This is a genomic window from Thiorhodovibrio litoralis, assembly GCF_033954455.1.
GTDB lineage: Bacteria > Pseudomonadota > Gammaproteobacteria > Chromatiales > Chromatiaceae > Thiorhodovibrio > Thiorhodovibrio litoralis.
In genome coordinates, this window is the sequence record NZ_CP121473.1 from 4230534 (window position 1) to 4248707 (window position 18174).

Genomic DNA, 18174 nt, shown 5'->3' on the forward strand with positions numbered 1-18174 from the left:
GAACCTTTAACGAGACCAAAACTCACGGATTGCCTCAATCCTCCGATCCACCACGGGCGATACCCCTTATCCACCTCCCTTGGCAATGCGCAAGGCAAGGATACTCACTGATGAGTGATAATCCTCCCAGGAAAATGCCAAGCGATGTTTCCGAGGCGATCATGGATAATGCGCCGAAAGAGCATGACTCGAGAGAGTTCGCGATGAATACCTCCGCAGCCGCGGCCATTCAGGCCTCCGACTTTCCACGGCAAGACACCAAAGCCTCCGCGGCCCCCGTCAGCCGTGATGCAAGTCACGCCTTTTCCGAGACCCTCGGCGACATCAGCTGCCCCAGCCCGCGCATGCAATGCCGCGGTGTCGACGTCTGGTATGCCGACAAACAGGCCATTAACAACGTCAGCCTCGACATCGGCCGCAACGAAGTCGTCGCAATGATTGGCCCCTCCGGCTGCGGAAAATCCACCTTTCTGCGTTGTCTCAATCGCATGAATGACAGCATCCCCATTGCCCGGGTGACGGGTTCGATTAAAATCGACGGGCAGGAAATCCTCGCCAAGCACATCGATGTGGTCCCTCTACGCGCGCGGGTCGGCATGGTGTTCCAAAAGCCCAACCCCTTCCCCAAGTCCATCTACGAGAACATTGCCTATGGGCCGCGCATTCATGGTCTGACCAATCACCGCGCCGAGCTCGACGAACTTGTTGAAACCAGCCTGCGCAAGGCCGGCTTGTGGGAGGAGGTCAAGGATCGCCTCGACCAACCCGGCACGGGGCTCTCAGGTGGTCAGCAACAGCGCCTGTGCATCGCCCGCACCATCGCCGTCTCGCCCGAAGTCATACTGATGGACGAACCCTGCTCGGCACTCGATCCCATTGCCACCGCGAAGGTCGAGGAACTGATCGACGAGCTGCGCGCCAATTACAGCATCGCCATCGTCACCCACTCCATGCAGCAGGCCGCGCGCGTCTCCCAGCGCACGGCGTACTTTCATCTCGGCGATCTAATCGAAGTCGGCACCACCGAGCAGATATTCAACCAGCCCCAGCACCGACTGACAGAGGACTACATCACCGGCCGCTTTGGTTAGAGGCTTTCCCGACCCGCTTATGGGCAAGGGCGTCTGGGAATAAGGGCGACGGGACAAGCGGCGACTGGACAAGTGACAGCGTTGCACGGATCATTCCCCCATGACTGTGCCGCCCAAACCCCAAGTTGCTAGCTCCCTGTTGTCACGACGCATTGGCATTGCCGGTGCCCTGCTTGCAGGACTTGCGGTCGGGCTTGGCGCCTTTGGTGCCCATGGACTCAAGGGTCAGGTATCGCCCGAACATCTCGCCGTGTGGAACACCGCAAGCGACTACCTTGCCTGGCATGGTGTCGCGCTGCTTGCGCTCGCCGCCCTCTTCCGCAGCAACGCTGACCTGGCTCTGGCGCCTTTTGCCCGCATCGCAGCCTATCTGCTGCTGGCCGGCATCCTTGTTTTCAGCGGCAGCCTCTTCCTTCTGGTGCTGACCGGTGTGGGTCTTTGGGGTGCCGTCACGCCCCTTGGGGGTAGCGCGCTGATCCTCGGTTGGCTGGGGCTCGCGTTTGCAATTTGGCGGTGCGAAGTCAACCAGAACTGAGCCCAGGCCAATGTCACAAGAGCGTCTCTCCCGTGTTTACACAAACCGCTCCTTGGCGGCCAACACCGAGATTGAGCTCCAACCAGGCGCGGCAAAACACCTGCAACATGTCTTGCGCCTGCGCCGAGGCGATCGCTTTATTTTGTTTGACGGACACGGCCACGACTTTGCGGCGGAAATCCGAGACCTGCGCGGCACCAACCTAATCGCCTGCGTCGGCGCCGCCGGACCGCCCGAGCCGGCACCGGCGCTGCGGATTCATCTCGGCATCGGCGTCTCCAAGGGGGAGCGGATGGAGTTTGCCATTCAAAAAGCGGTCGAACTGGGCGTGACAGAACTCACCCCGCTCTGGACTTGCCGCGGAGTGGTCAAGCTGGACGGCGAGCGGCTCGCGCGCAAAGTCACGCGCTGGCAGAGCATCATCATCTCCGCCTGCGAGCAGAGCGGCCGTCGCGTCCTGCCGCGACTGCATCAGCCAGTCAAGCTCGCCGACTGGCTCGCGCACGACCACCCCGGCGGTGTGTTGCTGGATCACCGGGCCGAGGCGACACTCGATCGGCTCTCAGCGCCCCACGCGGACACACCGATATCTCTGGCCATCGGCCCAGAGGGCGGACTCTCCAAGGATGAGCGCGCGCTTGCGACCGCAAAAGGGTTCACTCCCGTGCGCATGGGTCCGCGTGTGATGCGCACAGAAACGGCGCCACTTGCCGCTATCGCCGCAATGCAAGCCCTGTGGGGCGATTTTCGCACTGAGACCGACAGATGCTGAATGCCAGGCCATCACATCCGCCGCCCGAGACTCGCAGCATCCGTCGCTACAGCGCGTTTTTTCGCACCTGGGCACAAGCCTTCGGCGAACATGAGCTGATTGAGGACCCGGATAACGCATTGCGCTGGCTGATCGGCCCCAACCAACTCGGGTTCATTTTAAACACGAGCCTTCGCCGTCAGCTCTATGCCCTGCTGCTTGGACGCCATGCCCACCCACCACCACGGCTGAGACTCACTAGAGAGTCCCTGCAACTCGGCCAACACTATTGGATGCCCGCACGGGCGCCAGAACCCGTTTACCAGCTGCTGCAGCGGATACTCGCCAACAAAGGAGCACTGCATTTGTTTCAGAGCTACCATCTGATCTTCCCGGCTGGCACCCGCATCCTAACACTCAGTCAACAGGCACCCATGCCATTGATCTACCGGGAAATCGCCGCCGTTGAACTGGAAGTCGACGCAGGGCTGTTGGGCGGCGTAACAGACGCCGCAGCGGTGGAATCGCCCGGTCCATCAGACTGATTTTCCGCTGCATGCGGCAGAGCGCCAGTGGCGTCGTCAGCCTGCCGATCCGCAACCTCCGGCTGACCACCGGTCGTCGCGTCAGACCGCGTACTCGGCATCCCGGATTCAGAGCCCTGACTATCGACAGGGTCCGCCTTGACCTTCACCGGCTCGGGCTCGCCGAGAAACTTCGGTTCGCGCCCGCTCAGCACATCCCAGATCGCCACCACGCGCGCGCCAATCTCCCGCAGCCGAACCCGAAAACCGGCCGCACCACCAGGGTCTTCGGCCGCATAGCCATAGGCGTCAATCCCATGCGCCCGGGCGATGAACACACCACGCTCGACATGATAGCTCTGACTGACGATCAAAAACCGCTCCAAGCCAAACACCCGCTTGGCCCGCACTACCGAGTCGAGCGTGCGAAACCCGGCATAATCCAGCGTGACATGCGCGTCCGGAACACCCAGTGCAATCAAATCCCGACGCATGGCCTCGGGCTCGTTGTAGTACCGCGAGCCATTGTCGCCGCTCACCAGAATACCCTGCACCCGGCCTTGATGGTAAAGCGCGGCGGCTGCCTCGAGCCGCGCACGATAGAATTGATTGGGCCGCCCACGATGCGTGCGGCGCGCCGTACCAAGAACCAAAGCCACAGGCATTGGCTCTACCTGCGACAAATCGCGCGCGACCCAGGGCGCAGTCCGCCAAGAGACCCACAAGTCGCCAATTAACGCGGCAGCAACCAGCGCCGCAGCAAGCCCGACTGCGCCCAGCCCAAGCCTCCGCCAAAGCTTCCAGCGGCGCGGAACAACCGCCCTGTCGGCTGATCCGGTTGCACAAGTTTGCTGCTCCATTCAGACTCCAGGTTAAACTCCCGGCCAGACGCCCGATCACGTCGGGTCAGACTGCAAGAAGACTCCGATCAGGCTATCGCCGCAGCGACCGAAGCAACATTCAGCTCCTCCACCAGCGCCAACCCCACTCACCCAAGACATCATCGTGCCGCGCAGTCACTGCGCACGCGTCTCAGTCATATCCAATCACCATGACCGCATCCGGCATTCTCCGCTACCGTGTCGCCAGTCGACGGCCACACGCGCATCTGTTCGATCTGACCCTGTCCATTCCAGAACTGCCACAGCCTTCAGCATTGCGAGACGAAGAAGCAAATGCGCAAAGTTCAGACAAGAGCGCAGGCGGCGAGATCAAGCAAGCACGTCCGCTGACATTCAGCCTGCCAGCCTGGATTCCCGGCAGCTACATGATCCGCGATTTTGCGCGCCATCTGATGAAAGTGCACGCGCAAGATGCGACCGGTCCGGTAGTGATCGAAAAACGCGACAAGCAGACCTGGCACCTGCCCGCCGCCCGCGGGACCGTCAGCCTGAGCTACCAGGTCTACGCTGGCGATCTCAGCGTGCGGGGGGCTGATCTGGATCATACCCATGGTTATTTCAACGGCGCCTGCCTGTTTCTGCAAGTCGCCGGGTGCGAAAACTGGCCTTGCGAGCTCAACATCGAACGCCCGGCGGACCCCTGCGCAACCGATTGGCGTCTCGCCACCAGCATGCCCAGCGCCGGGGCTTCAGCTTGGGGATTTGGACGCTACCGCGCGGAGAACTATGCCGAACTGATCGACCATCCGGTGGAAATGGGCCGGTTCGCACTGGTGGAATTCAAGGTCCACGGCATTCCGCACACCATGGCAATCAGCGGCCATCAGCGTGCTGATCTTGAGCGCATGGGCCGCGACCTCACCCGAGTTTGCGAACAGCAAGCCGCGCTCTTCGGCGAGCTACCCATCGATCGCTACCTGTTCCTCACCCAGGTGGTGGGCGACGGCTATGGCGGCCTCGAGCACCGCGCCTCATCCAGTCTGATCTGCAAGCGCGACGACCTGCCCGCGCCGGGCGAGAGCGAGATTTCTGAAGGCTATCGGCGGTTTCTCGGGCTGTGCAGTCATGAGTATTTTCATCTGTGGAACGTCAAGCGCATTCGCCCGCATGTCTTTGCCGAGCAGGGGCTTGAGCGTGAAGTCCATACCCGGCTGCTGTGGGCCTTCGAAGGCATCACCTCCTATTACGACGATCTGGCCCTGGCGCGCAGCGGCCTGATCAGCCCGAAGGAATACCTTGGCCTGCTGGCCAACAGCATCAGCCGCGTGCTGCGCGACCCCGGGCGCCTGCGCCAGACGGTGGCCGAGTCGAGCTTCGACGCCTGGACCAAATTCTACAAACAAGACGCCAACGCCCCCAATGCCATCGTCAGCTATTACGTCAAGGGGGCGCTGATTGCGCTGGCGCTTGATCTGACCATACGCCATCGCACGGACGGCCACCAGAGCCTCGACGATGTGATGCGCGCGCTCTGGCAACGCAACGGCCGCAGCGACATCGGCGTGCCCGAGCGGGAACCCGAGCGCCTCGCCATGGAGGTCACCGGACTCGACCTGCAGAGCTTTTTTGCCCAAGCGCTCGATGACACCCAAGACCTCGACCTGACGCCGCTGCTGGCGTCCGTCGGTGTGACCCTGCATCTGCGACCGGCCAAGCATGACAAGGACCTCGGCGGCGCCAGCGACCAACCAACGCCGATCGAGCCGATCCCGTCCATCGGCGCGCGTCTGCAGGCACAGGGCACGGAAATCAAGCTCGCCGCCGTCATCAACGACCGTCCGGCCGAGCGAGCCGGCCTGGCGCCCGGAGATATGCTGGTGGCTATCGACGGCCTGCGTGTCGATGCCGATACCATCAAGACCCAACTCGCCCGTCTTCCGATCGGAAAGCCGGTGACCGTGCACGCCTTTCGCCGCGATGAGCTGCACGTTTTCGAGCTCGTCCCAGAGCCCGCACCGGCGGAGATCTGCGAGCTGATCCTGTTGCCGGACCCGCCGGCCACCGACTTGGAGGCCAGTGCCGCCTGGCTCCATCTCCAATCGCCTGGCACGCGCATTCCTGACCGCCCCAAGCAATGAGTCCTGCTGATTCTCGGCAACAGCCCGCCACCTTGGTCCGCAACGGAACGCGAGGGACCCTGGACACCGGAGCCAATCTGATCCGTCGGCTCGCCGACGGACAGCGTCACTCAGGCGCAGCCCTGGCCAGCGAGCTCGGCATCAGCCGCGCCGCGGTCTGGAAGGCCGTTCGCCGCACCAGCCAGCGCTTCGGCCTCGAGATTCTCGCCACCAGGGGGCAAGGCTACCAACTTGCCACCCCGCTTGAGCTACTCAATGCCGAACGAATTGACGCCACACTCTCGCCAGCGGTCCGGGAGCGGGTTGGACCAATTCACTGCTTTGCAGAGCTCGATTCCACCAACACCTGGCTACTCGAACAGGCCGCTGAGGGCGCTCCGAGTGGCACCTGCGTGCTGGCGGAACGTCAAACGGCTGGGCGCGGCCGCCGCGGACGCAACTGGCATTCTCCGTTCGCAGCCAACCTCTACCTATCCATCCTCTGGCGTTTCGACACCGGACCCGCTGCACTCGGCGCCCTCAGCCTGGCCGCGGGTGCCACTGTCGCACAAGCCGTTGAAGCCTTTGGCGTCAAAGGCGTGCAACTCAAATGGCCCAATGACATCCACTGGCAGGAACGCAAACTGGGTGGGCTACTGATCGAAGTGGCCGGCGAAACCCAGGGCCCCAGCCGCGCAGTCCTTGGTCTGGGACTCAACCTCAATATGCCCGCTACCGCAGGCAACAGCATCGACCAGCCTTGGGTCGACGTGCGCGAGGCATGCGAGGGCCAGTCACTGGAGCGCAATACCATCGCCGCCGCTTGCATCGAGCGACTGACAACACTGCTCGCTTCCTTTCTGCATCAAGGCCCCAAACCCTTCATCGACGCCTGGCGGCGTTTCGACGGCTATCGAGACCAACCCGCGAGCCTGCACTGGAGCGAGCACCAGGTCCAAGGTATCTATCGCGGCATCGACGATCATGGCGCCCTGCTGCTGCAAGTCGGCACCGAAACCCGCCATTTCGCCGCCGGCGAGTTCAGTCTGCGCCCGACCCGCGCAGCGGCCAACAACTCCGACACCCAGCCTCGTTAGCCATTGATAATTCGGAAAAAAACCAAGCAGTCCTCCAAATTCGACCATGCACCTGATCATTGACATCGGTAACACGAGCATAAAATGGGCCCTGTGGGACGGAACCGCCCTGTCCGACATGCAGCGCGCCCGCCATCACGGCGCCCTGCCTATCGACCTGCTCGCCGCTTGGGAGTCGCTCGAAGGCGTGACGGCGGTTCGCGCCAGCAACGTCGGCCCGGCAGCGGTCAAAGAAGCCGTCGCCAACATCTGCCAGACCCTGTGGCAGCAATCGCCGCAGTTCATCAACATCGACCCAGCCCGTTCACCGGTGCGCATCGCCTACCCCGACCCCAGCCGGCTCGGCGTCGACCGCTGGCTATCGCTCTGCGCCGCCCATCGCCTCTACCCCGGTCCCAAGCTCATTATGCACATCGGCACCGCCATCACCTTCGACGCACTACTCGAGGACGGACAACATCTCGGCGGCCACATCCTCCCCGGCATCGAAGCCTTGCGCGCCACACTCTTCAGCACCACCCAAATCCCGCCCGAGGACAGAACCGACCCGGACAATACCCTCTGGGGCACCAACACCGGTCAATGCATCGCCGCCGCCTGCCTCCACGCCCCCGCCGCCCTCGCCGACCGTCTCTGGCACCAACTACGCAAGCAAACCGCAACCACCCCCCGCCTGCTCATCACCGGCGGCGACGCCGAACGCCTGAGCCCCCTGCTCACCCACCCCAGCTTTCACCACCCCGACCTAGTCCTCCAAGGCATCGTCCAGCAACCCTGAAAACATCCGCTCGCCACAACTCATCCAAACGAAGAATTGCGAAAACCCACTTCCAGACCCGGCCCCCTTTCGACTAGAATCATCCCCACGGGAAAGACGCACCAGTGCGCATCAGCCGCCACCCACCCCAGGCGTCCCCTCCCCGCCCAACGCTGGCGTAGCTCAGTTGGTAGAGCAGCTGATTTGTAATCAGCAGGTCGTCGGTTCGAATCCGTCCGCCAGCTCCATTAAAAACAAGGGTTTGCGTTATTCCGCAAACCCTTTATTTTTGCCTTCACCATTGCTGGTAGCCGTTTGTCGCTGGCTAGGACCAGGAAATTTCCTCGGTAGCCTTTGGACGACCAGGGACTCGAGCCATCCCGGGGACGCTGCGGAGCGTTGGCCATCCCGGTAGACCGAACGACCCCCGAGCGGAATTCGCCTGCGATCCACGGTGCCATGCGCAGGCCAGCCGCAAGGATCATGCATTTTTTCCCGGCGCGAAGTTCGCTCTTCCGATCAATTGTCGGGCTCTGTATTCGCGCCAGCCAAGCTCCCTGATCACCGCGCAATCGGCGGACGCATCAGGAACTCGACTGCATGCGCACCCTCCTTGGCTTCATCTCTTGGCATCCCTTACGAAGCGGGTTCAACTGCCGCAGCCGATCAGAATCAGTATCTGAGTTTAGGACTCCAAGGGAGCATTTCCACCAGCAACAGAGGCCGCTTGATGATGGCCCGCTTGATCGGCGCGACTCGGCACGTTAGTGTGAGAGTGAAGCGCTTTGTCGAACCGATTCACGTCCATCCAATTGCGAGATCAATATGATCACATTAACCGTCAATGGCGAGCAAAGAGAGATCGAGGTCGATCCGCAGACACCGCTGTTGTGGGTCTTGCGCGATCACCTCGGGCTGACCGGCACCAAGTTTAGCTGCGGGATCGCCCAGTGCGGGGCTTGCACTGTGCATGTCGACGGTGTCGCCACCCGCTCCTGCTCCACGCCGGTGTCGGCGGTGGCTGGGCGCGAGATTGTCACCATTGAGGGCCTATCGGAGAACGCCGATCACCCGGTGCAGCGGGCCTGGGTGGAGCTGGACGTGCCGCAGTGTGGCTTTTGCCAGTCCGGTCAGATCATGGCTGCGGCCTCGCTGCTGGAGAATAACCCGAAACCATCCGATGCGGACATCGACCAGGGCATGGGCGGCGTTCTGTGCCGCTGCGGAACCTATAACGACATCCGCGCCGCTGTGAAGCGTGCCGCTGAGATCGCGAGCGAGGAGGCCTGATCATGGAAATGACACGACGTACTTTTCTGCGCACCAGTCTGCACGCCAGCGCCCTAGCCGGCGGCGGTCTGCTGATTGGCTTCCGCATCCCCGCCGCTGAGGCCGCCACCGCGCCGGTGGCCGATGATGAGTTTGCGCCCAACGCCTGGGTGCGTATTGCTCCTGACGGCAAGATCACCGCCGTGGTCGGCAGTTCCGAGATGGGCCAAGGCGTGATGACCGCTATTCCGATGCTGTTGGCCGAGGAGCTGGATGCCGACTGGCAAGCGGTGCGGGCCGAATTCGCCCCCGCTGACGCGGCCTACACCAACCCCATCATCGGCCAGCAGCTCACCGGTGGCAGCACGGCGGTGCGCGGCTTCTGGACGCCGGTGCGCGAGGCCGGCGCGGCGGCGCGCATGATGCTGCTGGCGACCGCAGCCAAGCGCTGGGGTGTCGATGAGAACGCCTGCACCGCCCGCAACAGCGAAATTATCCATGAGGCGAGCGGGCGCCGTCTCAGTTACGGCGCGTTGGCCACAGACGCCGCCAAACAGCCTGTGCCGAACTCGGCCTTCCTCAAGGATCCCAGCGATTTCACCTTGCTCGGCACGCGCCAGAAGCGCCTGGATACACCGGCTAAGTGCGATGGCAGCGCACTCTTCGCGCAAGACATCCAGCGCCCGAAGATGCTGACGGCGGTGGTTCAACGCTGCCCTGTCTTCGGCGGCAAGCGCACGGGTTTCGATGCCGAGAGCGCGCGCCGAGTCCCCGGGGTGGTGGATGTGCTGCCGCTGCACGAGGATGCTGTGGCCGTGGTGGCCGAGGGCTGGTGGCCGGCCCAGCAGGCGCGCGGCAAGCTGCGCATCGACTGGGATTTCGGCGACCATGGCGCACTTTCCAGCGCGACCATTACGCGCCAGTTCGAGCAGGCGGTCGACAGCGGCATCAATGCCCGCAGCGAGGGGGATGTCGCCCAGGCGCTCAAGGACGCGCCCAAGACTCTGGAGGCGACCTACGAGGTGCCTTACCTGGCGCATGCCTGCATGGAGCCCATGACCTGTGTCGCTGAGATTAGCGAAACTGGCTGCGATGTCTGGGTCGGCACCCAGGCGCAGACCCGCACCCAGCAGACGGCGATCGAGATCACCGGGCTGCCGCAAGAGAAGGTGTGGGTGCACACGCTCTTTCTTGGCGGTGGTTTTGGGCGCCGCTCGGAGCAGGATTTTGTGCGCGATGCGGTCAGTCTGGCCAAGCAGACCGGGCGCCCGGTCAAGGTCATCTGGAGCCGCGAGGACGACATCCAGCACGACTATTACCGCCCCGCGACCTACAACCGGCTCGCTGCCGCGCTGGACAGCGACGGCAAGCCGCTGGCCTGGCGTCATCGCATCGCCGGGCCTTCGATTCGCGCGCGCAACTCCGCGCAAGTGCGCGAGAGTGGCATGGACGGCTCCTCGGTGGAGGGAGCTAAGAACCTGCCCTACGCCATCGACAATCTGGAAGTGACCTATGCGATGGTCAATCCGCCGGTGCCAGTCGGCTATTGGCGCTCGGTCGGCAGCTCGCAGAATGCCTTTGTCACCGAAGCCTTCTTCGACGAACTGGCGCGCGCGGCCGGTCGCGATCCCTACGAACTGCGCCTTGAACTGCTGGCCAAGCAGCCCCGCCATCTCGGTGTCCTCAAGCTGGCGGCGGAGAAGGCCGGCTGGGGTGCGCCCTTGCCGGACGGGCGCGCGCGCGGCATCGCGGTGGCCGAGGCCTTCGGCAGCTACTGCGCCGAGGTGGCGGAGGTCGAGCTTGAGGACAAGACCGTGAAGGTCAAGCGGGTGGTCTGCGCCATCGACTGCGGTCAGATCGTCAATCCGGCCATCATCGAGGCGCAGATGGAGAGCGCCATCGCCTATGGCCTGAACGCTACCCTGAACGGCGAGATCACCATCGGCAATGGCCGCGTTCAGCAGGGCAACTTCGATGACTACCCGCTGATCAACATCGCCGAGATGCCGGCGGTCGAGGTGCATATCGTCAAGTCTGACGCCTCACCGGGCGGCGTCGGCGAGCCGGGCACACCGCCGATTGCCCCGGCGGTTGCCAATGCCCTGCTGGCGCTGACCGGCAAGCCGGTGCGCCGGCTGCCGATCCGCCTGTGATGATCCTATCCAGTGACCATCGCCATTCGGCGATGATCCGATCCGGTGATGATCTGGTCATGGCCGCGTGATGATCCCGGCGGATCAGGCGATCCTGGAGGCCGCCGTCGACTGGCTGAATGCCGGTCGCAGCGTCCATCTGGTCATGGTGCTGCGCACTTGGGGCTCCTCGCCGCGACCAGTCGGCTCACTCTGGGCGCTTGCCGACGACGGGGCCAGCGTCGGCTCCATCTCGGGTGGCTGCCTTGAGGAGGAAGTGACGCGGCGGCTGCGCGAAGCGCCCCCCCTGCCCCGGCCGGAAATCCTGCGCTACGGCGTGACCGCTGACGAGGCACGGCGCTTCGCGCTGCCCTGCGGTGGACAGGTCGAACTGCTCGCCGAGCGGCTCACCGATCCGCAACCGCTTCAAAGCATCCTCGACATCCTCTGCGAGCGTCGGCGCATCGCCCGGCGGATCGACCTCGCGGACGGTGCGACCCGCTTGATACCGGCCACGCGCGACACGGCAGCGGTGCAACGAGAGGAAGGCGCCGTGGTGCGGCTGTTCGGTCCCGTGTGGCGGCTGCTGCTAATCGGCGACGGCGCCATCGCCCGGCTGGTGGCGGAGATGGCACAGGCGCTGGATATCGAGGTGATCCTCTGCGATCCGCGCATCGAGGACCCGGCGAGCTGGTCGCTGCCCGGCGTGCGGCTTGAAACCGCCATGCCCGACGATGCGGTGCTCGCACAGGCGACCGATCCCCGCAGCGCGGTCATGACCCTGGCGCATGACCCGCGCCTGGACGACCTGGCCCTGCTCGAAGCCTTGCAAGCCGACACCGGCTATGTCGGCGCCCTCGGCTCCCGTGCCAGCAACGCCCAGCGGCGCGAGCGACTCGCCACGCTCGGCGTGCCGGAACATCGATTGGCGCGCCTGCGTGGCCCCATCGGCTTGGGCATTGGCGGGCGCACCCCGGCTGAGATCGCTATCTCCGCCATCGCCGAGCTGGTCGCGGTGCGCAATGGCTCGCCACTGGCACAACGCGAACGAGACCCTGCCGATAAGGATCGGGATGGGTCTGCGGATACGGCTTCAGCTGCTGCGGCTTCAGCTGCTGCGGCGGCGGCTGCTGCGGCTGCGGCTGCGGCTGGCACAGCAGCCCAGGCCTGACGCATGCCGGTCGGCGTCCTGCTTGCGGCAGGCAGCAGCCAACGTTTCGGCAGCGACAAACGGCTGCATCGGCTCCCGGACGGCACGCCTATGGCGGTGCAGTCCGCACGCACCCTGCAACGCGCACTACCCCGGGTGCTGGCCGTGGTGCGGGAAGCCGACGAGGTCGCAGACCGATTGGCCGCCGAGGGACTCGAAGTGATCCTCTGCCCGGCGGCCATCAATGGCATGGGTCACAGTATCGCCTGCGGCGTCGCGGCGAGCGCTGACGCCGACGGCTGGCTGATTGCGCTCGCGGATATGCCTTGGATCCAACCGCAGAGCATCACCGCCGTCGCGACGGCCTTAGCTGAAGGTGCCGCCATCGCACGCCCGGTCTATGCCGGTCAACAAGGTCACCCCGTTGGCTTCAGCGCCGCTTTCGGTCCCGCACTGCAAGGCTTGCAGGGCGACCAAGGGGCGCGCCACCTGCTGCGCAGGGCAGCGCTGACCGAAGTCCCTTGCCCAGACCCAGGTGTCCTTCGCGACCTCGACCGATAGAATGGGTGGTCGATGGGCTGATTATTGAGCCGATACGCCAACACTGGACGTAGAAAGGTTTGCATGACATCAGGCGAGGATGTTCAGGGTTGCACTCGATAGCCAATATCCGAGGCGGCGCGTTTTGCGCAATGAGAGGATTGCTCCCAATCGGCACCCCACTGCCCTAGGAGGAAATACCATGACGTCGTCATCTGCTGCGGACAAACCCAAACCCCCAATCGCCGTCTACGGCGCCATGGCGGCGAATGGCGTGATCGCGGTTGCCAAGGGCGTCGCGGCCCTCTTTACCGGCAGCTCGGCGATGTTCTCGGAGTGCATTCATTCGCTGGTCGATACCGCCAATGAGGGGTTGCTGCTCCATGGCATGAAGCGCTCTGCGCACAAGCCGGACCAAGCGCATCCCTTCGGAACGGGCAACCCGATCTGGGACGGCATCGCTTCCATGATGATTGGTTTGACCCTGGCCAGCGTTGCGCTCATCCTCGCTTACGAGAGCCGTAGCCTGTTGATCGGCGAAGCGGCGGACCCATTGGTTATCGACAGCATTCGCCAACTCGCCCGCGAAGACGCGGACGTGGTCGAAGCTGGTCGTCCGCTGACCATGCATTTGGGACCCGATGAGGTTCTGCTGAATCTGGATGTCCGGTTCCGCTCCAGCCTGTCGTCTGAGACTATCATGGCCGTGGTGGACCGGCTGGAACGTGGCATTAGAGAACGCCATCCGGAGATCAAACGCATCTTCATCGAGGCCGAGTCATTGCGTCGGGAAGGCGCTGGTGCTGTTAGCGGCACTCCCCCCGTCTGAGCCGGGCGCTCCGCTACCCGATCACCGCATCAAGCGAGCGCCCGATCATCCGCTGACAATCCTCATAGCTGACAACGCGTGACACGCAGGAGCAAGCATGGAATACACCAAATTGGGCAGCAGCGATCTGACCGTCTCTCGAATCGGACTGGGCACCTGGGCCATCGGCGGCTGGATGTGGGGCGGCACGGACGAGGACACCTCCATCGAAACCATCCGCCATGCCGTCGAGCTCGGCGTGACCTTGATCGACACCGCGCCGGTCTACGGCATGGGTCGCTCAGAAGAAATCGTCGGCAAGGCCATCGCCCGCCACGGACTGCGCGATCAGGTGGTGCTAGCGACCAAATGCGCGCTGAACTGGTCCGACGACGAGACCAAGGTCTGGCGCGAAGCCACGCGCGCGCGCATTGAGCGCGAAGTCGAAGACTCACTGCGCCGCCTGGGCACCGACCGCATCGACCTCTATCAGATCCATTGGCCGGATGCGAAAACGCCCATGGAAGAGACCGCGCGCGCGATGGACGACCTCCACAGCGCCGGCAAGATCCGCGCGATCGGCGTCTCCAATTTCTCTCCTGAGCAGATGGACGCCTTCCGCGCGTCCGCCCCACTGCACGCGAATCAACCCCCTTACAATCTATTTGAACGCGAAGCGGGCGATGCCGTGCTGCCCTATTGCGCGCGCCACGACATCGGCACCCTCACCTACGGCGCGCTCTGCCGGGGACTGCTCAGTGGAAAGATGACGCGCGAGCGCCAATTCGGCGGCGACGATCTGCGCCGGAACGACCCGAAATTCCAACAGCCGCGCTTCGATCAGTACCTGGCCGCGGTCGCGGCGCTTGAGCATTTCGCTCGCGAGCACTGCGACAAGGACGTCATGGCACTGGCCCTGCGCTGGCTGCTCGACCAACCCGGTCACAGCGTCGCCCTCTGGGGCGGGCGCAGCCCCGAGCAGATGGACCCGGTCAACATCATCGACGGCTGGAGCCTCGACCGTCAGGCGCTCGATGCCATCGACCAAATCGTGCGGGAGCATGTCACCGACCCCGTGGGGCCGGAATTCATGGCGCCACCGACTCGCTGATCAGGCGTGGAAGCTGTCCGGTTGCGATGAACTGGGCGAGGTTCTCCCGGAGCGCATCATCGATATTGCTGAGCGCAACGGCCTGGTCAATGCCATCGGCGACTGGGTTCTGCGACCTGCCTGCCGCCAGGCCCGGCAGTGGCTCGACCGCGAGCTCAAATTCGGGCGCATCGCGGTCAACCTCTCTGGTCAGCAGATTCGCGGCAGTGACTTTGACACCCATCTCAGCGCCATTGTGAACGAAACGGGCCACCCCGGCCCAGTTTCGCCTGGTGGCCGAAGGGGTCGAGACGGAGACCCTGATGGACCTTAGCCGCACCGTCGGTTTCACCCACGCTCAAGGCTACCTGATTGCACGGCCGTCGCCGTCGTTGTCGCCGACAAGCTGAACCCGCACCTTACCTATCCGCCAGAAGCGACCACCGCACATCGGAAAGCAAGGTTTTGCTTTTGTGTTATTCTAGCCTTCGATTCTTGAGGCTTCGCCACCAACACTGAGTACTCAAAGATCAAGAGGTTTGTCATGGCAGCAAATCCTAACGCCACGCCTGTGCTTCCCGACCTCAGTCAATGCGAGGCCGAGCCGATTCATCTCTCAGGCGCCATTCAGCCGCATGGGGTCCTGCTCGCCCTGCACGGGCCAGATTGGCGGATTGTCCAGACCACCGCCACCTGCCGCGAGTTGCTCGGCATCGCCGCAGAGGACTTGCTCGAGCAAACGCTGGAACAAGCCCTGGGCGCAGCGCTGGTCAGCGCCGTGCAAGACGCCTTGGCGGGTTACCAGGCACAACCTAGCGCCCCCTATTCGTTTCAGTGGCCCTCGCCGCTGGATGCCCGCGCCCTGACCGGCTATGTGCACGAGTCCGACGGCCTGGTGCTGCTGGAATTGGAGCCGGAACTGCCCGCCGGCGCCGTCCCAGGCGATCTGCTCGCCATGGCCGTGCGCGGGCTCAACCCGATCCGCGCGCAAAAAGACCTGACGGCAAAGCTGCACAACGCCGCCGCCTTGTTGCGTGATCTGACCGGCTACGACCGGGTGATGATCTACCGTCTCGACCCGGTGGATTGGCATGGCGAGGTGGTCGCCGAATCGCGTCGGGACACCCTGGAGCCCTATCTGGGGCTACACTATCCGGCCTCCGACATTCCGTTGCAGGCCCGGCAGCTGTATTTGATCAACCGCACCCGGGCGATCGTCGATATCGACTATGTCCCAGTGCCGCTCACGCCGGCGCTCAATCCCCTCAGCGGCCAGCCGCTCGACCTCTCGCACAGCCTGCTGCGCAGCGTCTCGCCGGTGCATGTGGAATATCTGCGCAACATGGGCGTGCGCGCCACCTTGACGCTATCGCTCTACCGCGAAGATCAGCTATGGGGACTGATCGCCTGCCACCATCAGACACCCTATCTGGTCTCAGAGAAGCTCCGCCGGGTCATGGACTGGATGGCGCAAGATCTGGAGACGCAGATCCAACTCGCCGAAGACGCTTGCCATCGCCGCGCGGAACATGACCTGAAAACCTGCCGCGAGCGCGTGGTAGCCGCTATGCGCCAAGGTGCACGGCTCTCCGCCTTGCTTGAGGATCCGCATCAGTCTGACCTGCTCGGCGCGGTCGGAGCCGAAGGTGTCGCACTCATCGTTGGCGAGCATGTTCACACCGGCAGCGAGACACCGGATGCTGCGCGCATCGCCGCGCTGGCTGCCGAGCTGTGCGCGCGCACCAGCGCTGACAAGGCCCCGGTCTTCGCCACCGATTGTCTGAGTGACCACATCCCCGACACCCGAGACCTAGGGGCTACGGCGGCCGGCCTGGTCTTCCTGCGCTTGACCTCGGCGCCGGATCTTGCGCTGCTCTGGTTTCGCGCCGAGCAGGTGCGCCACCTCAGCTGGGGCGGCGATCCCAACAAGCCGGTCACCATCGAGACGGATGGTCGCATTAGTCCGCGCAAGTCATTCGCGGCCTGGACGCAGACGGTGCATTTGCATAGCTGGCGCTGGAGCGACGAGGAACTGGCATCGGCGAGCAAGCTGGGCGCCTTGATCGATATCGAGCTGCGCTATCAGGCCGAGGCAGCGCGCAGCCAGACACAAGCGGAGCTAATCGACGCCAAGGAGCGGGCCGAGGCCGCCAGTCGGGCCAAGTCCGAGTTCCTGGCCAACATGAGCCACGAAGTCCGCACGCCCCTCAACGGCGTCATGGGCTATCTCCAGCTCATGGAGATGTCGGATCTGGATGAGGAAATGGCCGAATATGTGAAATCGGCGAAGGCGTCCTCCCAGAGCTTGCTGACCGTAATCAACGACATCCTCGACTTTTCCAAGATCGAGGCCGGCATGTTGTCCATCGCGCGCGAACCTTTTACCTTGGGCGCCCTCTTGGAACAGATCAAAGCGGCCTTTGGGCCGCAGGTCGCGGCCAAAGGCATCGCGCTGCACTCACACATCGCCCCCGAGGTGCCCGCGGAATTGATCGGCGACGCCGCGCGGCTGCGCCAGGTGCTATTCAACCTGGTTGGCAACGCCGTCAAGTTCACCGTCAAGGGAGAGGTGCGCTTGGACGCCCGGGTACTCGAGCCGAGCGAAGCCGGGAGCCTGCGTCTGCAATGCGCGGTGACCGATACGGGCGTCGGCATCGCTGCGGACAGAATCGACGAGTTGTTCGAGCCCTTCACCCAGGTCGATAGCTCCTCCATTCGGCGTTTCCAGGGCACGGGTCTGGGTCTATCCATTGTCAAACGACTGGTTGGCCTGATGGACGGGCAGGTCGCCATTGAAAGCGCCCTGGGCCAAGGAACCACCGTGCGGTTCGATATCGCGGTGGGCATCCTCGCCGCAGAACCGACCGCCCGCGAGCCGGCCATCACCGAGGCGAACATCACAGAGCCGGTCACCACCGAGCCGACTATCCCAGGGCCAACTATCCCAGAGCTGGCCCAGGCAACGCCCCAGAGCGCGGAGCCGTCCTCGACCAAGCGTCTGCGCATCATGATCGTCGAGGACGACCCGACCAGCTCGCAGATCATGGCGATGTTGCTGGAGCGCTGGGGGCATCGCGTCTGCACAGCCTTCAATGGCCTCCAGGCACTGGAAGCCATGTCGGGGCAGGCGTACGATCTGGTGTTCATGGACGTGCAGATGCCGGAGATGGATGGCATCGCGGCCACCCGGCACATCCGGGAGAACCGCAACGGCGACATCGATCCCTCGGTCACCATCATCGCCATGACGGCCCATGCCCTGAAGGGCGATCGGGAGACCTGTCTCGCCGCTGGCATGGATGACTATCTGTCCAAACCTGTTGACGCGCAGGCCCTGCGGGCAGTGCTGGACCGGTGGGCTACCCAGAACGAGTGAAGAGGCCGTGCGCGCCCTCCCCATCTCGCGCAAGCCACTGTGGTCTGGTTGTTGTACCCTGAACCCTTTTAACCTGCTGAATCCCCAGCGTCCCG

Annotated in this window: 16 protein-coding genes and 1 tRNA gene; 16 read left to right on the forward strand and 1 reads right to left on the reverse strand. The window is 63.9% G+C overall.

The window, feature by feature from the left end:
- The first annotated feature begins 344 nt into the window (after positions 1-344).
- The 4 genes from pstB to Thiosp_RS19225 all read left to right on the forward strand — a co-directional run bounded on the left by pstB (position 345) and on the right by Thiosp_RS19225 (position 2922).
- Positions 345-1091: a phosphate ABC transporter ATP-binding protein PstB gene (gene pstB / locus Thiosp_RS19210; RefSeq protein ID WP_242518210.1), complete on the forward strand. Its 747-nt coding sequence runs from the start codon at positions 345-347 to the stop codon at positions 1089-1091.
- 100 nt (positions 1092-1191) lie between these two features.
- On the forward strand, positions 1192-1626 hold the full coding sequence (locus Thiosp_RS19215) for a DUF423 domain-containing protein (RefSeq protein ID WP_201063285.1): 435 nt from the start codon (positions 1192-1194) through the stop codon (positions 1624-1626).
- Between the two features lie 10 nt (positions 1627-1636).
- A complete protein-coding gene (locus tag Thiosp_RS19220; RefSeq protein ID WP_201063284.1) occupies positions 1637-2398 on the forward strand; it encodes a 16S rRNA (uracil(1498)-N(3))-methyltransferase in 762 nt (253 codons plus the stop codon).
- Complete coding sequence (locus Thiosp_RS19225; protein ID WP_201063283.1) at positions 2392-2922, forward strand: hypothetical protein; 531 nt, start codon at positions 2392-2394, stop codon at positions 2920-2922. The genes Thiosp_RS19220 and Thiosp_RS19225 overlap by 7 nt, the downstream gene beginning before the upstream one ends.
- Here Thiosp_RS19225 and Thiosp_RS19230 read toward each other — a convergent pair.
- On the reverse strand, positions 2823-3566 hold the full coding sequence (locus Thiosp_RS19230) for a SanA/YdcF family protein (RefSeq protein WP_201063282.1): 744 nt from the start codon (positions 3564-3566) through the stop codon (positions 2823-2825). The two genes, Thiosp_RS19225 and Thiosp_RS19230, sit on opposite strands and share 100 nt — an antisense overlap.
- 386 nt (positions 3567-3952) lie before the next feature.
- On the opposite strand from Thiosp_RS19230, the gene Thiosp_RS19235 reads away from it, so the two are divergent.
- The 12 genes from Thiosp_RS19235 (at position 3953) to Thiosp_RS19290 (ending at position 18079) form a co-directional block, all read left to right on the forward strand.
- Complete coding sequence (locus Thiosp_RS19235; RefSeq protein WP_201063277.1) at positions 3953-5881, forward strand: M61 family metallopeptidase; 1929 nt, start codon at positions 3953-3955, stop codon at positions 5879-5881.
- On the forward strand, positions 5878-6957 hold the full coding sequence (gene birA / locus Thiosp_RS19240) for a bifunctional biotin--[acetyl-CoA-carboxylase] ligase/biotin operon repressor BirA (protein ID WP_201063275.1): 1080 nt from the start codon (positions 5878-5880) through the stop codon (positions 6955-6957). Before Thiosp_RS19235 ends, birA begins: the two co-directional genes overlap by 4 nt.
- A 46-nt stretch (positions 6958-7003) precedes the next feature.
- Entirely contained in the window at positions 7004-7735 is a 732-nt protein-coding gene (locus Thiosp_RS19245; protein ID WP_201063269.1) for a type III pantothenate kinase, read from the forward strand.
- A 151-nt stretch (positions 7736-7886) separates the two neighbouring features.
- Positions 7887-7962, forward strand: a tRNA-Thr gene (locus Thiosp_RS19250).
- Between the two features lie 577 nt (positions 7963-8539).
- Positions 8540-9004 (forward strand): (2Fe-2S)-binding protein, encoded by a 465-nt coding sequence (locus Thiosp_RS19255; protein WP_201063267.1) that lies wholly within the window; start codon positions 8540-8542, stop codon positions 9002-9004.
- Positions 9005-9006: 2 nt separating this feature from the next.
- Positions 9007-11136 (forward strand): xanthine dehydrogenase family protein molybdopterin-binding subunit, encoded by a 2130-nt coding sequence (locus Thiosp_RS19260; RefSeq protein ID WP_201063265.1) that lies wholly within the window; start codon positions 9007-9009, stop codon positions 11134-11136.
- A 70-nt stretch (positions 11137-11206) separates the two neighbouring features.
- Positions 11207-12286, forward strand: coding sequence for an XdhC family protein (locus tag Thiosp_RS19265; protein WP_201063264.1), 1080 nt, complete (start codon positions 11207-11209; stop codon positions 12284-12286).
- A 3-nt stretch (positions 12287-12289) separates the two neighbouring features.
- Positions 12290-12826 (forward strand): nucleotidyltransferase family protein, encoded by a 537-nt coding sequence (locus tag Thiosp_RS19270; RefSeq protein ID WP_201063262.1) that lies wholly within the window; start codon positions 12290-12292, stop codon positions 12824-12826.
- A gap of 181 nt (positions 12827-13007) precedes the next feature.
- Positions 13008-13634 (forward strand): cation diffusion facilitator family transporter, encoded by a 627-nt coding sequence (locus Thiosp_RS19275; RefSeq protein ID WP_201063261.1) that lies wholly within the window; start codon positions 13008-13010, stop codon positions 13632-13634.
- A 97-nt stretch (positions 13635-13731) separates the two neighbouring features.
- Positions 13732-14724: an aldo/keto reductase gene (locus Thiosp_RS19280; protein ID WP_201063260.1), complete on the forward strand. Its 993-nt coding sequence runs from the start codon at positions 13732-13734 to the stop codon at positions 14722-14724.
- On the forward strand, positions 14675-15037 hold the full coding sequence (locus Thiosp_RS24825) for an EAL domain-containing protein (protein WP_201063259.1): 363 nt from the start codon (positions 14675-14677) through the stop codon (positions 15035-15037). The genes Thiosp_RS19280 and Thiosp_RS24825 overlap by 50 nt, the downstream gene beginning before the upstream one ends.
- Positions 15038-15247: 210 nt before the next feature.
- Positions 15248-18079, forward strand: a complete 2832-nt coding sequence (locus Thiosp_RS19290) for a response regulator (RefSeq protein ID WP_323696615.1) — start codon at positions 15248-15250, stop codon at positions 18077-18079.
- Positions 18080-18174 lie beyond the last annotated feature (95 nt).

Bases quoted from the DNA above. Each gene is read 5' to 3' on its own strand.
- Thiosp_RS19265 (WP_201063264.1), top strand. From the start codon at position 11,207: ATGATCCCGGCGGATCAGGCGATCCTGGAGGCCGCCGTCGACTGGCTG.
- Thiosp_RS19215 (WP_201063285.1), top strand. From the start codon at position 1,192: ATGACTGTGCCGCCCAAACCCCAAGTTGCTAGCTCCCTGTTGTCACGA.
- Thiosp_RS19280 (WP_201063260.1), top strand. From the start codon at position 13,732: ATGGAATACACCAAATTGGGCAGCAGCGATCTGACCGTCTCTCGAATC.
- Thiosp_RS19225 (WP_201063283.1), top strand. From the start codon at position 2,392: ATGCTGAATGCCAGGCCATCACATCCGCCGCCCGAGACTCGCAGCATC.
- Thiosp_RS19260 (WP_201063265.1), top strand. From the start codon at position 9,007: ATGGAAATGACACGACGTACTTTTCTGCGCACCAGTCTGCACGCCAGC.
- Thiosp_RS24825 (WP_201063259.1), top strand. From the start codon at position 14,675: ATGTCACCGACCCCGTGGGGCCGGAATTCATGGCGCCACCGACTCGCT.
- Thiosp_RS19275 (WP_201063261.1), top strand. From the start codon at position 13,008: ATGACGTCGTCATCTGCTGCGGACAAACCCAAACCCCCAATCGCCGTC.
- Thiosp_RS19235 (WP_201063277.1), top strand. From the start codon at position 3,953: ATGACCGCATCCGGCATTCTCCGCTACCGTGTCGCCAGTCGACGGCCA.
- Thiosp_RS19255 (WP_201063267.1), top strand. From the start codon at position 8,540: ATGATCACATTAACCGTCAATGGCGAGCAAAGAGAGATCGAGGTCGAT.
- Thiosp_RS19230 (WP_201063282.1), bottom strand. From the start codon at position 3,566: ATGCCTGTGGCTTTGGTTCTTGGTACGGCGCGCCGCACGCATCGTGGG.
- Thiosp_RS19220 (WP_201063284.1), top strand. From the start codon at position 1,637: ATGTCACAAGAGCGTCTCTCCCGTGTTTACACAAACCGCTCCTTGGCG.
- Thiosp_RS19245 (WP_201063269.1), top strand. From the start codon at position 7,004: ATGCACCTGATCATTGACATCGGTAACACGAGCATAAAATGGGCCCTG.
- birA (WP_201063275.1), top strand. From the start codon at position 5,878: ATGAGTCCTGCTGATTCTCGGCAACAGCCCGCCACCTTGGTCCGCAAC.
- Thiosp_RS19270 (WP_201063262.1), top strand. From the start codon at position 12,290: ATGCCGGTCGGCGTCCTGCTTGCGGCAGGCAGCAGCCAACGTTTCGGC.
- pstB (WP_242518210.1), top strand. From the start codon at position 345: ATGCAATGCCGCGGTGTCGACGTCTGGTATGCCGACAAACAGGCCATT.
- Thiosp_RS19290 (WP_323696615.1), top strand. From the start codon at position 15,248: ATGGCAGCAAATCCTAACGCCACGCCTGTGCTTCCCGACCTCAGTCAA.